At 60.6% G+C, this 11698-nt stretch carries 12 protein-coding genes; 5 read left to right on the top strand and 7 right to left on the bottom strand.

Going from position 1 to position 11698, the window contains the following annotated elements; all coding sequences use genetic code 11:
- Nucleotides 1-120 precede the first annotated feature (120 nt).
- The gene (locus JQ629_RS00285; protein WP_212390573.1) at nt 121-519 is read right to left on the bottom strand and encodes a DUF2306 domain-containing protein; all 399 of its coding nucleotides are present in this window, start codon (nt 517-519) and stop codon (nt 121-123) included.
- 254 nt (nt 520-773) lie between these two features.
- Nucleotides 774-1265: a single-stranded DNA-binding protein gene (locus tag JQ629_RS00280; RefSeq protein WP_192739871.1), complete on the bottom strand. Its 492-nt coding sequence runs from the start codon at nt 1263-1265 to the stop codon at nt 774-776.
- Nucleotides 1266-1730: 465 nt separating this feature from the next.
- Here JQ629_RS00280 and JQ629_RS00275 point away from each other — a divergent pair, with 465 nt between their 5' ends.
- From JQ629_RS00275 to JQ629_RS00260, 4 genes are all read left to right on the top strand, one after another.
- Complete coding sequence (locus JQ629_RS00275; RefSeq protein ID WP_212410344.1) at nt 1731-2486, top strand: outer membrane protein; 756 nt, start codon at nt 1731-1733, stop codon at nt 2484-2486.
- A 268-nt stretch (nt 2487-2754) separates the two neighbouring features.
- Entirely contained in the window at nt 2755-5754 is a 3000-nt protein-coding gene (gene uvrA / locus JQ629_RS00270; protein ID WP_212410342.1) for an excinuclease ABC subunit UvrA, read from the top strand.
- A 102-nt stretch (nt 5755-5856) separates the two neighbouring features.
- Entirely contained in the window at nt 5857-6645 is a 789-nt protein-coding gene (locus JQ629_RS00265) for an FRG domain-containing protein (RefSeq protein WP_212410340.1), read from the top strand.
- 2 nt (nt 6646-6647) lie between these two features.
- The gene (locus JQ629_RS00260; protein ID WP_212410338.1) at nt 6648-7766 is read left to right on the top strand and encodes a DUF262 domain-containing protein; all 1119 of its coding nucleotides are present in this window, start codon (nt 6648-6650) and stop codon (nt 7764-7766) included.
- Nucleotides 7767-7882: 116 nt separating this feature from the next.
- On the opposite strand, the gene JQ629_RS00255 is transcribed toward JQ629_RS00260, so the two are convergent.
- The 5 genes from JQ629_RS00255 to JQ629_RS00235 all read right to left on the bottom strand — a co-directional run bounded on the left by JQ629_RS00255 (nt 7883) and on the right by JQ629_RS00235 (nt 10481).
- Nucleotides 7883-8170 carry a HigA family addiction module antitoxin gene (locus tag JQ629_RS00255; RefSeq protein ID WP_212410336.1) on the bottom strand — a complete coding sequence of 96 codons (288 nt, stop codon included), beginning with the start codon at nt 8168-8170 and terminating at the stop codon, nt 7883-7885.
- A gap of 18 nt (nt 8171-8188) precedes the next feature.
- Nucleotides 8189-8401, bottom strand: a complete 213-nt coding sequence (locus JQ629_RS00250) for a DUF433 domain-containing protein (RefSeq protein WP_212410335.1) — start codon at nt 8399-8401, stop codon at nt 8189-8191.
- Nucleotides 8402-8538: 137 nt separating this feature from the next.
- On the bottom strand, nt 8539-9465 hold the full coding sequence (locus JQ629_RS00245) for a YVTN family beta-propeller repeat protein (protein WP_212410624.1): 927 nt from the start codon (nt 9463-9465) through the stop codon (nt 8539-8541).
- A 103-nt stretch (nt 9466-9568) separates the two neighbouring features.
- Nucleotides 9569-10111 (bottom strand): SRPBCC family protein, encoded by a 543-nt coding sequence (locus JQ629_RS00240; protein WP_212410334.1) that lies wholly within the window; start codon nt 10109-10111, stop codon nt 9569-9571.
- A 157-nt stretch (nt 10112-10268) separates the two neighbouring features.
- Nucleotides 10269-10481 carry a hypothetical protein gene (locus JQ629_RS00235; RefSeq protein WP_212410333.1) on the bottom strand — a complete coding sequence of 71 codons (213 nt, stop codon included), beginning with the start codon at nt 10479-10481 and terminating at the stop codon, nt 10269-10271.
- A 265-nt stretch (nt 10482-10746) separates the two neighbouring features.
- Here JQ629_RS00235 and JQ629_RS00230 point away from each other — a divergent pair, with 265 nt between their 5' ends.
- Nucleotides 10747-10950 (top strand): hypothetical protein, encoded by a 204-nt coding sequence (locus JQ629_RS00230; protein ID WP_212410332.1) that lies wholly within the window; start codon nt 10747-10749, stop codon nt 10948-10950.
- Nucleotides 10951-11698: the final 748 nt, after the last annotated feature.

Genomic DNA, 11698 nt, shown 5'->3' with positions numbered 1-11698 from the left:
GGACTTACAGGACCCGCGGCGCCCTTCCGGCAAGTCATCGCGCCAGCCATTTCCGGGCCCCCGATACGGCCGTCTCCGCGGCCAAATCCAACTCGTCAAAACCGGTGTTCTCAGCGTCGCCTATTGGCCGAAAACCACCGCGTGCATAATCCGCCCGGGAACGAAGGTGAACAGCCCCGCAACAACCAGCGCGCCGGCAAAGATCGAGATCATCGTGATCTTGTGGCCGCGGACCTTGTGCCGGCGCGCGTACCACACGCCGAGCACCAGCATGATCGGCGTGAAGATCGACAGCAGATGGATCGGGCTCCAGGGACCCAGCAGCCTGATCTCGTGGATCCAGAACGAGGAGATCGCGACCACGGCCATCAGGCCAACCCAGATCCAGCCAAGCGTCCGGTGCGGCAGCGTTCCCTTCGGGGCCGCGAACTGCACCACGCCAAGCGCAAAGGCCGCCATCGCCGCAAAGGCATGAAGCGGGATCGCGGGGGCGGCATCCAGCAGCGGCGCGAAGCTCATGACGGACGCTCCCCAAGGTTCCATCCGGCTGCCGCCGGTTCGACGGCATCACGCGCGGCGAAAACGCTAAATCGATCTCCTAATGTAAATATCATTTACATAGACGCGAGTCAAAATGTTGCGTCGCACAAGCGCATGCCCATGGAATCAACCCGTTGGATCAGATTTGTAAGAATACACACGAGCCAACCGAGCTTGCCCGAGCCGCCGATTTTATGGCAGCACGCTAGCCCGGTTGGTCGGACAGACCCCGATCAGAACGGGATATCGTCGTCCATGTCGTTGTTGCGGCCGGCGCCGGCGGCTACCGCGCGGCGCGGCGCGGAAGTGGCCTGGCCGCCGCCAAAATCGCCGCTGGAATCGTCGGAGCCAAAACTGCCGCCCCCGCCGCCGGACCGGCCGTCGAGCATGGTCAGGGTCGAATTGAAGCCCTGCAGCACCACTTCGGTCGAGTATTTCTCGACCCCGCTCTGGTCGGTCCATTTGCGGGTCTGCAGCGCGCCCTCGATGTAAACCTTGGCGCCCTTCTTCAGGTACTGCTCGGCGACCTTGCAGAGCCCTTCATTGAAGATCACGACGCGGTGCCACTCGGTCTTTTCCTTGCGCTCACCGGTACCCTTGTCGCGCCAGGTTTCCGAGGTCGCGATGCTCAGATTGGCGATCGGCCGCCCGTCCTGTGTCCGCCGGATTTCCGGATCCTTGCCGAGGTTTCCGACCAGGATCACCTTGTTCACGCTTCCCGCCATCGTCGCTCTCCACTCAAAATCGGTACCAAAAAACTGCTGCCCGACCGCTGCAATCGGCCGGCACGGGCCGCCGGATTGGCCGCCTCATCCTGTCAGGGACATTTGAGACGACCCTATACGCCCGATGGCCGCCCCGACTTAGCGATCCCTCGGCAAAGCAGCGGTTATCCACATATAGCATTGCCCGCGGCATTGTTCCAGTTTTGTTCTACGCAACCTCAGGTCATCCACATCCGGCCGGTATTTCGGTATTTGGTCCGTGCCCCACCCGGAGCTGCGCGGCGGATATTCTAAACAAATCATTACCTTGAAGAGCCCGCACTTCACCCGCGAGTGTTGCATTTCGGAGACGGCATTTCCGGTTGAATCGGCGTATGGATTTATCCAGCGGCGCGGCGCTCGCGTCTTGGACGAAAACGCTTCGGGATCAACGGGAAGCGGACAAAGGACTGGGGACTATTTGAAATGAAGAAGTTTTTGCTGGGTACGGTTGCTCTCGTTGCCTTCGCGGCTCCCGCCGCGGCTGCTGATCTCGCTGCGCGTCCCTACACCAAGGCGCCCCCGATGATCGCGGCCATCTACGACTGGAGCGGCTTCTACGTCGGTGCCAACGGTGGTTGGGGTACGAGCCGCAAGTGCTGGGATGCCTTGAACGGCGCTGGCGTGTTCGTTGCCAGCGAAGGTTGCCACGATGCAAGCGGCGGCACTGCCGGTGGCCAGATCGGCTATCGCTGGCAGGCCGGCACCTGGGTGTTCGGCGTTGAAGGACAGGGCAACTGGGCCGACTTCAGCGGCAGCAGCGTGAGCCTTGGACCCGTGGGCTTTGGCGCGGGAACGACCATTCGCTCGAAGGTCGACGCGTTCGGCCTGCTCACCGGTCAGGTCGGTTACGCCGCCAACAACGTTCTGTTTTACGTCAAGGGCGGTGCAGCTGTGACCGCCGATCGCTATCGCATCAATGCCACTGTCGGCAACGCGCTGATCGCCTCGTCTAACGATGACAATCGCTGGGGTGGTGTGGTCGGTGCCGGCCTCGAATACGGCTTCGCCCCGAACTGGTCGGCCGCCGTCGAATACGATCATCTGTTCATGGGGAACCGAACCAGCACCTTCACGAATGTGGCTGGCGGCACCTTCAGCGAACGCATCCGTCAGGACGTCGATCTCGTGACCGTCCGCGTCAACTATCGCTGGGGCGGCCCGGTCATCGCGAAGTACTGAGCTTCGCTGCACCAAACGATTTGATGAAAAGGCCGGCCTCGCGCCGGCCTTTTTGTTTTATGTGCTCTGCGGTTCCGCTGCCATCTGCTGCCATTGCGATCCCATGGCAACTCATTGCAAAACAAACCGTTGATGGCTCGCTGCGAGCACTGGAAATCCCGGCCCGTTCTTCCTACGTTCCAGCTTTCTGCCATCGGCGCCCGGCTTAGGTCTTCCCTGGCCATGCGCGCCCAACGTGGCGCGCCTCCACGCGCCTGGAAATGCCGATATGGATGAAGTGCTGAGGGCGAAGCGCCAAACCAACGCCGGCTCGGGAACGCGCGCGATAACGATCCGCGGCGCGCGCGAGCACAATCTGAAGAACATCGACGTCGAGATTCCCCGCGACAAGCTCGCGGTGTTCACCGGCCTATCCGGCTCAGGTAAATCCTCGCTCGCCTTCGACACCATCTATGCCGAGGGCCAGCGCCGCTACGTCGAGTCGCTCTCGGCCTATGCGCGCCAGTTCCTCGAGATGATGCAGAAGCCGGATGTGGACCAGATCGACGGCCTGTCGCCGGCGATATCGATCGAGCAGAAGACGACGTCGAAAAACCCGCGCTCGACCGTCGGCACCGTCACCGAGATCTACGACTACATGCGCCTCTTATGGGCACGCGTCGGCGTGCCCTACTCGCCCGCGACGGGCCTGCCGATCGAGAGCCAGCTGGTGTCGCAGATGGTCGACCGTGTGCTTGATCTGCCGGAAGGCACGCGGCTCTATCTGCTGGCGCCGGTCGCGCGCGGCCGCAAGGGCGAATACAAGAAGGAGCTCGCCGAATACCTCAAGAAGGGTTTTCAGCGCGTCAAGATCGACGGCAGCTTCTATGAGCTCGCCGAGGCGCCCACGCTCGACAAGAAATTCCCGCACGACATCGACGTCGTCGTCGATCGCATCGTGGTACGCCCCGATATCGGCCAGCGTCTAGCCGAAAGCTTTGAGACCGCGCTGAAGCTCGCCGAAGGCCTCGCGGTGATCGAATACGCCGACGCGCCCGCGGGCAGCACCGACGACGAAAAGAAGTCCGAAAAGAAGTCCGACAAGAAGACCGCAAAGATCCACGACAAGAGCGGCCCGGAGCGGATCCTGTTCTCCGAAAAATTCGCCTGCCCGGTATCCGGCTTCACCATTCCCGAGATCGAGCCCCGGCTGTTCTCCTTCAACAACCCCTACGGCGCCTGCCCGGCCTGCGGCGGCCTCGGCGTCGAGCAGCATATCGACGAGGACCTCGTCATCCCCGACAAGGAGCTGACCTTGCGCAAGGGCGCGATCGCGCCCTGGTCCAAATCGTCCTCGCCCTACTACATCCAGACGCTGACCGCGCTCGGCAAGTTCTACAAGTTCACGCTCGACACCAAATGGAAGGACCTGCCGAAGAAAACCCAGGCCGCGATCCTGCACGGCTCCGGCGACGACGAGATCAAGTTCTCCTATGAGGATGGGGTACGCTCCTACGACACCAAGAAGCCGTTCGAGGGCGTCATCACCAACCTCAATCGCCGTTTTCGCGAGACCGAAAGCGAATGGGCGCGCGAGGAGCTGGCCAAGTATTTTTCGGACATTCCCTGCGAGGGCTGCCACGGCTACCGGCTGAAGCCGGAGGCGCTGTGCGTCAAGATCGGCGGCAAGCATATCGGCGAGATCAGCGAACTCTCGGTGCGCCGCGCCGGTGAATGGTTCGAAAGCGTGCCCAAGGCGCTCAACACCCAGCAGAACGAGATCGCCATCCGCGTGCTGAAGGAGATCCGCGAGCGGCTGTCCTTCCTGCTCGACGTCGGCCTCAATTATCTGACGCTGTCGCGCTCCTCCGGCACGCTGAGCGGCGGCGAAAGCCAGCGCATCCGCCTCGCCTCCCAGATCGGCTCGGGGCTGACAGGCGTGCTCTATGTATTGGACGAGCCGTCAATCGGCCTGCACCAGCGCGACAATGCGCGGCTATTGGAGACGCTGAAGCGGCTGCGCGACCTCGGCAATACCGTGATCGTGGTCGAGCATGACGAGGACGCCATTCGGCTCGCCGATTTCGTGCTCGACATCGGCCCCGGCGCCGGCATGCATGGCGGCCACATCGTCGCGCAAGGCACGCCCGCCGAGGTCATGGCCAATCCGAAGTCGCTGACCGGCAAGTATCTCACCGGCGAATTGTCGGTGGCGATCCCCGAGCGCAAGCCGCCGAACCATCGCCGCACCATCAAGGTGATCAACGCCCGCGGCAACAATCTGAAAAACGTCTCGGCGGAAATTCCGCTGGGCCTGTTCACCTGCGTGACCGGCGTCTCCGGCGGCGGCAAGTCGACGCTGCTGATCGACACGCTCTACAAGGCGATCGCCCGAAAACTCAACAACGCCAGCGAAGGCGCCGCGCCCCACGACCGCATCGAGGGGCTGGAGCATATCGACAAGATCATCGACATCGACCAGTCGCCGATCGGCCGCACCCCGCGATCGAACCCCGCGACCTATACCGGCGCCTTCACGCCGATCCGCGAATGGTTCGCCGGCCTGCCCGAAGCCAAGGCGCGCGGCTACGAGCCCGGGCGCTTCTCCTTCAACGTCAAGGGCGGCCGCTGCGAGGCCTGCCAGGGCGACGGCGTCATTAAGATCGAGATGCACTTCCTGCCCGACGTCTACGTCACCTGCGACGCCTGCAAGGGCAAGCGCTACAACCGCGAGACGCTGGAAGTCCTGTTCAAGGGCAAGAGCATCGCCGACGTGCTCGACATGACGGTCGAGGAAGCCGCCGAGTTCTTCAAGGCCGTCCCCCGCGTCCGCGAGACTTTCAAGACGCTGCACCGCGTCGGCCTCGACTACATCCATGTCGGCCAGCAGGCCACGACGCTCTCCGGCGGCGAAGCCCAGCGCGTCAAGCTGGCAAAAGAACTGTCAAAGCGCGCCACCGGCCGCACGCTCTACATCCTGGACGAACCCACCACCGGGCTGCATTTCCACGACGTCGCCAAACTGCTGGAAGTGCTGCACGAGCTGGTCTCGCAGGGCAACACGGTGGTCGTCATCGAGCACAACCTCGAAGTCATCAAGACCGCCGACTGGGTCATCGACCTCGGCCCCGAAGGCGGCGACGGCGGCGGCGAAATCGTCGCCTGGGGCCCACCCGAGGACATCGTCAAGGCGCCAAGGAGCTACACCGGCAAATTCCTGGAGCCGGTGCTGAAACGGGCGGCGGGGAAGCCGAGGAAGAGTACGGGAGCGAGTGAGGCGGCGGAGTGAGGGCTCTGTGGCGTGCAACCTCTGGAAGTGATAACAGTCCAGCCATCCGTCTAGATAATCTCGGTGTAGTCGAGTTACTTGATTGGGCTTTTTGGGGGATATGTGCCGATAATCGAACAAGAAGTTGAAGGACTGACTGGATTGCTATCGTCAGTCCTCCAAATATCAAAGGATGTGCCCCAGGACTCGTTCCTTTGGTATCGAGGACTTCCAGATCAGGGGTATGGTCTCATCCCGAAACTCATGAGGGACGGAAAAGCCGTCGACGATGTGTTCGAACGCGAACGCCGACTCCTGACTCGGTTTAGACAGCGAAGCGTCGCCTATTGGCCTGCGGGCTACCCGCAGAACGACTGGGAACATCTGTTCGCCATGCAGCATTTTGGATTTCCAACCCGTCTGTTGGACTGGAGCGAAAATCTATTTGTTGCCGCGCATTTTGCATTGAACTATTCGCCGCTAAAGCGATCTGTCGAAACATTACCAGCGATTTGGTGCGTCGATCCGATCGCATGGAATCGATCAATGCCTGTCCTTTCTGAGTATGGCGAGTCTATTCACGTGCTCACTACGTCAGATGACGAAGTCGATGCATACAGGCCTGAAACGACGAAACGGAGAAATAAATCCCCTGTCGCGATCTTTGGTACACATAATTCCCAACGCATCGTGGCTCAACGCGGGACGTTTATGGTTTGGGGAAATGACGCAAGAACTCTTGAGGAGTTTGCGAATGAGACTGACGGAAACTTATGGAAACTAGCAATTCGGGGAGATAGGTCCGAGCTCGCTCGTGACTTAGCGGCGTTGGGCTTTGGCGAGACAATGGTCTTTCCCGAACTTCCTGCTTTGGCGACCGAATTGAGCCGAACGGAAGGCTGGAGAAAATGACAATGGCCGAGAGTAAGACTCTAGAAGCACAGATTGCAGAGGCAAGACGCTCAATATCCTCGGATGGATATCCTATGAGCATTGGTGAGCTTACCAGCTTGTATCGCAACGGTGAGCTCATCATCAGGCCAGAATTCCAGCGCCTTTTTCGCTGGTCAAACCTCCAGAAGTCGCGCCTTATCGAGAGCATTCTGCTGGGAATTCCACTTCCCTCCATTTTTGTCGCGCAAACCGAGACTGGAAAATGGGAGCTGGTGGACGGACTTCAGAGAGTTTCGACGATACTTCAGCTTCAAGGCGAGTTGCTGGATGAGAACAGCAAACCTCACGACAAATTGGTCCTAGAGGGTACAACTTATTTACCAGCCCTGGAGGGGCGAGTTTGGGAGAGCAAGACCAAATCACAATCACTGTCTGAAGCTCAGCGGCTTGATATCAAGCGTTCGAAGATTGATATTAAGATAATTAAGCGAGATTCATCACCTCAAGCTAAGTACGACCTCTTTCACAGATTGAACAGCTACGGCACACCACTTACCCCTGCCGAGTTGCGGACATCACTGCTGGTCGCGGTGTCACCTGAGTTCTTTACTCAAGTTGAACAGATGGCTTCATACAGCAGTTTTGCCGAATGCGTTTCGTTGAGTGAGCGAATGGTTGAAGAGCGCTTCGATCTTGAATTAGTGACGCGATTTCTGATCTTGCATAACTGGCCGTCTAGCAAGCTGAACTTAACCTCGCTTCGCGATCTACCCAAGGTATTGGACGACGAGATCGTAAATGTTGCGATGAACAGCTCGACCAAGCAGCTCGAGCTTAAGAAAGTTTTCGAGGCTACCTTTGACCTAATTGCGAAATCAGGAGGTGAACAACTCTTTCGCAGATGGGAGAAGTCAAAAAGCGACTTCACAGGATCATTCCTGCTTTCAGCATTCGAAATTTTTGGTCTTGGCGTCGGATACCACCTGGCGAACAATAAAAAGGTTCGCAAAGATTTGTTGGCAGCGGCGAAAGAGGTTTGGACTATGCCAAAAATGCAAGCAGGATTTGCGACGGGCAGGTCAACTGAAGCGCGACTTCTTGAGTTCATCCCTTTGGGCAGAACTGTTACTGCAGGCTAGAACACTAGCTCACGCAGGATTGTCGTCTCAACGAACTGCACCGGATCGTCGCGAAACTCGTGACCTCAGGGGCGGAATAGCTCAGCGTATTCCGCCTCTTTCGTTTGTCCGCTGCCCTACGCCGCGTCCGCGGGCCTAACCCGCTTCGCAATCTTCGCGCCCTTCTCCCGCTCAACGACGCCGACATCATATTGGCCCTGCAAGCCGAGCCAGAACTGTGCATCGTTGCCAAAGTAGCGCCCAAGGCGCACCGCCGTATCAGCCGTAATCGAACGGCGACCGTTGAGAATGTCGGTGACGCGGCCCGATGGTACGCCGATATCCCGCGACAAGCGGTTTGCCTTGAGCTTGCGGGCCGCCAGCTCGCGTTTCAATAAACGGCCGGGGTGTACGACGGCAGCCATCGTGGTGAGCCTTTGCATCTACAATCGAGCCCCGGCGAGATAGTCGGCAGCAAATACTTGCGCGGCATGGATATCCTCCAGCGTCAGACGTGGATGATCCACGAGGACTGCCTCGACGGGCACACCGGCTCCAAGTTTGCGCAGGATCAGCTCAACCGGAACACGGGTGCCACGAATGACTGGTTTGCCGGCCATCATGGCCGGATTGATTTCAATGCGTTCGTGAGTCATGGCATTTTCCTGACTTCAGGATAATAGCCTGTAGGATGGGTAGAGCGAAGCGAAACCCATCAATCCTGCGCGCGGAGGGATGATGGGTATCGCTTCGCTCCACCCATCCTACGACTGCGCCAGCCAAAGTAGCGCGACTACCGCCGCAAAAACATCCCGAACGCCCGCGGGCCGTCACCGACCTTGATCTCACCGGTCACCTTGAGCTCGGCCGCATCGATCACGCTGATCGAGTTGCTCTCCCAGTTCGCCACGATGATCTGCCTGCCGTCCGCCGTCGCCGCGATCCCTTCCGGATAATCGCCGACATTGATGCGCTTGACCGGCGCAAGCGTTGCGAGATCGAACACGCTGACGGTGCCGTCATACTGGTCGCTGACGAAGCCGCGGCCCTGGGCAAGTGCGACCGCGTAGGGACGCAGGCCCGTCTTCACGCGCCCGATTTCGCGGCTTTCGACAATGTCGATCACGGAGACGTCGTTCGATCCGACATTGGCGGTGTAGGCCCGCCGGCCGTCCGCATCGATCGTGATGCCGAAGGGGCGCGTGCCGACCTTGATGACCGCCCGGCGTTCGCGCGTCGCGGTATCGATGACGGATACACTGTCGGCGTCGCGGTCCGCCGAGAGCAGCAACCGCCCGTCCGGGGTTACCGCAAGCCCCGACGGCGATGCGCCGACCGCGATATCGGCGATCACGCGCTGCGCTTTCGGATCAATCACCCGCACCGCCGCGGCGTACCAGTCGGCGACATAGACCGCGCCGCCATCCGGCGCCACCGCAACGCCGAGCGGACCACCGCCGACGTTGATCTTGCCCACGACCTGCCTTGCGGCGGCATCGACCACGGTGAGCGCCTTGGCGTCGGGGCTGGTCACATAGGCGAAGCGTCCATCCGGCGTGATGGCGACCCCTGCCGGCTTGCCACCGATCGCGATGGTCGCGACCGGCCGCGACGTCGCGAGGTCAACGACGGTGAGATTTTCGCTGAGCTGATTGGTGACGAACGCCTCCTCGGCCCGGGCGGCCCACACCGTGCCGATGCCGGCGACCGCAGCCGCCAGAACGACATAGCGTTTTCCAGCGAAAGCCTGCCCCGCACTTGATGCGGGGTGGACCCGGTTCACGCTCAGAAAACGCGTCAAGACAAGACTCTAGCCCGCACGATCAGCTTCCGCTTTCGACCTTCTTCTTCAGCGCCTCGAGGCCGGCCTTATAGAGCCCGCTCACCGCCTTCACGGCGGCCTGGTCGCTCAGCTCCGGCGGCGGATCGTTGTTGGGAAAGCCGCGGTAGAACGCGCCGGCCCACTCCAGGCTGCTTCCCTTGCCGTCGGCACTGGGCGTGACCGTCAGGGTGGACGAATAGTTGGTGACCGGCAGCACCTTCACATCGACGGCCGTGATCCGGTAGGAATAGGTCATCTTCTCGGCATCGTACTTGTAGAGCTCCTCATCGACGGTCGCACCGCCAGCCAGCGTCAGCCGCCGCGTGGCCTCGATCGCGTTGCCTTTGGTGCCCTCGGTCTTGCCGACCGGCGGCAGCCAGCTCATGTCCTGGAAATTGCCGATCAAGGCCCACACCTTGGCCGGCGGCGCGTTGATCTCGATCGATTCCCGCACCTTCTGGCGGGTCGGCCCGTGCGCCCAGGCCACCCCCATGACTGCCAGCGCCGCCACCACGGCCCCCACCCTCGCGGTCGTCTTCCTCATGTCGTTTCCCCATGGTCTTTATCGCCGCGCAGGCACGCGGCGTTATCGTCACGCATTTTCATACCAAAGGAGGCTGGTTTGTGGCGCCGCCGAAACGCGCGGCGTATTCCGCCTCGGGGTACCGCTCGTGCAGCGCGATACGCTTCGCTGCTGCGCCCTACTTCTCCCGCTTCTCCAGCGACGCCGCGATCCGCTCCAGAAACCCGTTCATCCGCCGGGTCTCCGCGACCTGCTGTTCGTACAGCTCGATCATGGTCGAGCCGGACGATCCACGCGCCTGCATGCCGTGGCGGCGCGCGAACCAAAACCACACGGCGATCGCCGCCAGGAACGGCAACCATGTGACCAGCGAAGATATCCATTCATTCATGACTAGCGTCTCCGACTTCATTCTCACGGGGCTATTGAGAGCGGCAGCACACCACGGCGGCTTGGTCTAAAGGCTCGCTCACATGTTTCCCTTAGTAGCGGTCGGCAGCCTCAAGTTCACCCGGTGTGCAACGGGAGCTTTTGCCGGAGAACGCAGCCCCGCCAGTTCTCGAATGTGCCCGAAGTCACAGAGCGGCGCGACCGCATCGCGTAGCCCTTATCATCGCGGCGGGAATGGTCTCGCCCGAGACAAAGAGGGGAATGACATGGTCAATCTGAACAACGACATTCGCGAACTCGCAACGGACGAACTGAACGGCGTCAGCGGCGGACGGTCCGACCTTGGTCAGCAACTTCAGCTCGCGCTTCAGGAAGCGAACAACATTTATACCAGGACCTCGAAGGCTCAGTCCGACATGAGCGCAAAATGGTCCCAGACCCTCGACGGCATCGCCCAGAATTTGAAGTAACGAGTTCTCCTTGGCGGCCTGTTTCGTAGCCCGTATGAGCGCAGCGATATGCGGGACAGTGCGGGAAAATCCCCGGATATCGCTCCGCTCATCCGGGCTACGAGCTCCCTCCCCGTCATTCCCCGATGCGCAATTGCGCATCTGAGGGCGCGCCTCTTGGCGCGAGCCCGGAATCCATCAGGCGGCATGCTCTGTGGCCCAATGGATTCCGGGTTCTCGCTTCGCGAGCCCCGGAATGACAGCTTGATGTGGGTACCGCTCTCTCCCCGTCATTGCGAGCGCAGCGAAGCAATCCATATTGCGCCAGGCCGAGGCGTGGATTGCTTCGCTCCGCTCGCAATGACGGTGGGTGCGACATAGTAGCCCGACGGGCAAATCACTTCCGATTTACAGAAGTTATGTCAAGTCCTAAATTTCCGACAATCAAAAAAATTTCTCTTTCCTCCCACCCCAAATCACCTGCACATCAATAGCCATCCCGTCCCACTCAGAGGGGCGTCGGCCGTCGTCACGACGAGGGGCGGGTCGCGGTGGACGCTGACGTTGCGATTGACGGTCGCGGCTGATGCGTACGGCGAAAGCGTGTGGTCCTGGCGCCCGTAACGGCGTCAAGTCTTGCGGAGCGATCTGCGAGGCGACGGTGGCAATAGAGGCCGTCTCACCGGGGAAAGCGCGTTATAAGCCGTAAAGCCATTGCGCAGGGAATGTCGGATGTTCTCCGCTGCCCTGTATGCTCGTGTGCAGCTTT

Origin of the sequence: Bradyrhizobium sp. AUGA SZCCT0222 (assembly GCF_018130205.1) — a bacterium.
GTDB lineage: Bacteria > Pseudomonadota > Alphaproteobacteria > Rhizobiales > Xanthobacteraceae > Bradyrhizobium.
The sequence above is the reverse complement of the archived record's forward strand: the minus strand, read 5'-3'. Positions and strand labels throughout refer to the sequence as shown.

Coding starts and splice junctions, on each gene's coding strand:
- JQ629_RS00260 (WP_212410338.1), top strand. CDS start 6,648: ATGGCCGAGAGTAAGACTCTAGAAGCACAGATTGCAGAGGCAAGACGC.
- JQ629_RS00240 (WP_212410334.1), bottom strand. CDS start 10,111: ATGAGGAAGACGACCGCGAGGGTGGGGGCCGTGGTGGCGGCGCTGGCA.
- JQ629_RS00230 (WP_212410332.1), top strand. CDS start 10,747: ATGGTCAATCTGAACAACGACATTCGCGAACTCGCAACGGACGAACTG.
- JQ629_RS00285 (WP_212390573.1), bottom strand. CDS start 519: ATGAGCTTCGCGCCGCTGCTGGATGCCGCCCCCGCGATCCCGCTTCAT.
- JQ629_RS00250 (WP_212410335.1), bottom strand. CDS start 8,401: ATGACTCACGAACGCATTGAAATCAATCCGGCCATGATGGCCGGCAAA.
- JQ629_RS00275 (WP_212410344.1), top strand. CDS start 1,731: ATGAAGAAGTTTTTGCTGGGTACGGTTGCTCTCGTTGCCTTCGCGGCT.
- JQ629_RS00255 (WP_212410336.1), bottom strand. CDS start 8,170: ATGGCTGCCGTCGTACACCCCGGCCGTTTATTGAAACGCGAGCTGGCG.
- uvrA (WP_212410342.1), top strand. CDS start 2,755: ATGGATGAAGTGCTGAGGGCGAAGCGCCAAACCAACGCCGGCTCGGGA.
- JQ629_RS00280 (WP_192739871.1), bottom strand. CDS start 1,265: ATGGCGGGAAGCGTGAACAAGGTGATCCTGGTCGGAAACCTCGGCAAG.
- JQ629_RS00235 (WP_212410333.1), bottom strand. CDS start 10,481: ATGAATGAATGGATATCTTCGCTGGTCACATGGTTGCCGTTCCTGGCG.